Origin of the sequence: Sandaracinobacter sp. (assembly GCF_041909755.1) — a bacterium.
In the GTDB taxonomy this organism is placed as follows: domain Bacteria; phylum Pseudomonadota; class Alphaproteobacteria; order Sphingomonadales; family Sphingomonadaceae; genus Sandaracinobacteroides.
Genome location: NZ_JAYRCW010000156.1, coordinates 1 through 2,711 on the forward strand (window position 1 = coordinate 1; position 2,711 = coordinate 2,711).

Below are 2,711 nucleotides of genomic sequence, written 5' to 3' on the forward strand. Positions count from 1 at the left end.
TTGGGGTCGGGGGTGAACAGGAGGGAATCGGGTGAAAACCGGGGCGACGGGGACCCGGCTGGGGCGACGTCACTAAGAACTTTCCGCGGGATTATGCAATCATCGTGCGGGCTGTCCGGCCGCCGGGCCGACAGGCGCATGGGCGGGGTTTGGCCGGATGGGGCGAAGCCCCAGGACGAGGGCGCCCATGATGAACACGGTCGCGGATGAAAATGTCATGCGGGTGGCAAAGGCCACGGTATCCGGACCGGGCGGGCTTGCGTCCCCGGCGGCGAACGCGAAGACGCCCCCCAGGAGCGACACGCCGGTGATGAGCCCCAGATTCCTGGAGAGATTCAGCAAACCGGAGACCAGGCCGCGTTGATCGGGCGCGGCCCCGTGCATCACGGCCGTGTTGTTGGCCGTCTGAAACAGCGAGTAGCCGGCTGTCATGATGGCGACCGGGATCAGGTAGCCGGCCATGCCGCTCCGTTCCGGCAGCAGCGCCAGCGCGAGGCAGCCGGCCCCGGCTCCGGCCAGCCCGAACACCGTCGTCAGGCGTGTCCCGATCCGGTCCACCAGCCGGCCGGCGGGACCGGCCACGAGCGCGGCCATCAGCGGCCCGACGGACAACGCCAGGCCCATCGTTCCCGGGGGCACGGCCAGCGTTTGCGCGAGATAGAAAGGCCCGACGACCAGGGTGGACATCATCACGGCCGCCACCAGCAGGCTCATGGCGAGACCCGAGCGCAGGGCACCGGCTTCCAGCCATTCCATGCGCAGCAACGGCGAGGCGCTCCGTCCTTGCACCCGCATGAACAGGAACATTCCGCCGGCCGCCAGCGCCAGCAGCGTCAGGTTTCCACCGTCAAATCCGCCTTGCTGACGGGTAAGCCCGAGCGCGTAAGCCGCCACGCTCAGGGCCAGCAGCACCGTGCCGAACCCATCGAATTCGCGCCAACGGGCGGCGCCGGCCATGCGATCGGCCGGCAGATGGCGGAGCAGGAGCACAAAGGTGCCGAGCCCAAGCGGGACGTTGATGAGAAATATCGCCGGCCAGCCGAACGCGGAGATCAGCAGCCCGCCGAGCGCCGGGCCGAGCGCGGTGCCGATCGCGGACATGCTGCCGAGCAATCCCATCGCCCGGCCGGTTTTGCCCTGCGGGGCCAGATCCCCGATGAGGGCGACGCTGAGGGCCATCATCATCGCCGCACCGGTCCCCTGAAGAAAACGGAAGGCGATCAGCCCGCCGAGGCTCGGGGCGGCCGCGCAGGCCCCCGCGGCCGCCGTGAACAAGGCGATCCCGGCCAGCAGCAGCCGCTTGCGGCCGACGATGTCGGCCAGCCGGCCCACGCCCACGATCAACGTGGTGATCGCCAGAACGAAGGAGATGACCGCCCATTGCGCCGCCTGGGTTGAAGCGTGGAAGACGCCCGTGAGGGTCGGCAGCGCGACATTCACGATGCTGGTATTGAGCGTGGAGAGCAGGACGGCCAGCGAGAGGCCCGCAAGGGCGAGTGCGGGAGAGCGACCCGCCCGAGCGGCGGGAGCGGGAGGCTTTGGCGCGGAAAGCAAGTTGGCGGCGGGGTTCACTCCGGCAGCATAGTGGATCCACGAACAGGGCGGAAGACGCGGCATCTGCACTTTGATAGTGCATCAAACGCCATGTCTGGCAGGATCGGGCAAACTCCCCCATGACCCACCCGGACCTGAACCTGCTCGTCGCGCTGGACGTCCTGCTGACGGAGGGGAATGTCGCCCGGGCCGCCAAACGACTCCGCCTGAGTCCGTCGGCCATGAGCCGCACCCTGGCGCGGCTCCGGGCTGCCACGGGGGATCCGTTGCTGGTGCGCGCGGGCCGCGGGCTGGTGCCTTCGCCGCGCGCGCTCGAGCTCAGGGCGGAAGCCGGCCAGGTGGTGGCCCGGGCCATGCGGCTGCTGGGTCCCGCGGAGCGCCTGGTCGTGAAGGAGGTGAAGCGAACCTTCATCCTGCGGACCAGCGACGGCTTTGTGGAGAACTTTGGTCCGGCGCTGCTGGCGCAGATCGCCGCGGAGGCCCCGGGCATCACGATCCATTTCGTGCAGAAGGTCACCCGGGACGGCGCCCTGCTCCGCGACGGAACCGTAGACCTTGAGACCGGGGTGGTTGGCGCGACGCTCAGCCCCGAGATCCGCACCCAGGCGCTTTTTCGCGACCGGCTTGTGGGGGTGGTGCGCCGGGGCCACCCGCTCAGCCGCGGCAAGATGACGGCGGCGCGCTACCTGGCTGCGGATCACATCCTCGTCTTCCGCGGTGAAGCGGAGAAGGGGCCCGTTGATGCCGATCTGGCTGCGCTAGGCATGGAGCGGAAGATCGGAACCATGCTCACCGGATTTTCCGCCGCCCTGACGCTGGCCCGCTCAACCGACCTGGTCGCGACGGTGCCCGAACGGCATACGGCGGACCTCCGGACCGGCCTGCACACCTTCACGCTGCCGTTCCGAACGCGCGAGCTGACCGTTTCGCTTTTATGGCACCCGCGCATGGACGCTGATCCGGCCCACCGCTGGCTGCGCGACCAGATCCGGCGGGCCTGCGCCACGACGGTGCCTGCGCGGAAAGGCTGAGGGGGGCGAACGCAAGCCGCGGGGCGGGTCCGGGCATTCCGGAGATCGGCCTGACGGGTGTGGCGACTGGCCCACCAAAAGAAAAACGCCGGCCTGGTGGGCCGGCGTTTGGAAAAGAGGAAAGGC

At 69.3% G+C, this 2,711-nt stretch carries 2 protein-coding genes; one reads left to right on the top strand and one right to left on the bottom strand.

Features of this window, described 5'->3' with window-relative positions; genetic code table 11:
• Window positions 1-99 precede the first annotated feature (99 nt).
• Window positions 100-1,572 carry an MFS transporter gene (locus tag ACE3O8_RS13330; protein WP_374390519.1) on the bottom strand — a complete coding sequence of 491 codons (1,473 nt, stop codon included), beginning with the start codon at window positions 1,570-1,572 and terminating at the stop codon, window positions 100-102.
• Window positions 1,573-1,673: 101 nt separating this feature from the next.
• On the opposite strand from ACE3O8_RS13330, the gene ACE3O8_RS13335 reads away from it, so the two are divergent.
• Complete coding sequence (locus ACE3O8_RS13335) at window positions 1,674-2,585, top strand: LysR family transcriptional regulator (RefSeq protein ID WP_374390521.1); 912 nt, start codon at window positions 1,674-1,676, stop codon at window positions 2,583-2,585.
• Window positions 2,586-2,711: the final 126 nt, after the last annotated feature.

Bases quoted from the DNA above. Each gene is read 5' to 3' on its own strand.
- ACE3O8_RS13335 (WP_374390521.1), top strand. From the start codon at position 1,674: ATGACCCACCCGGACCTGAACCTGCTCGTCGCGCTGGACGTCCTGCTG.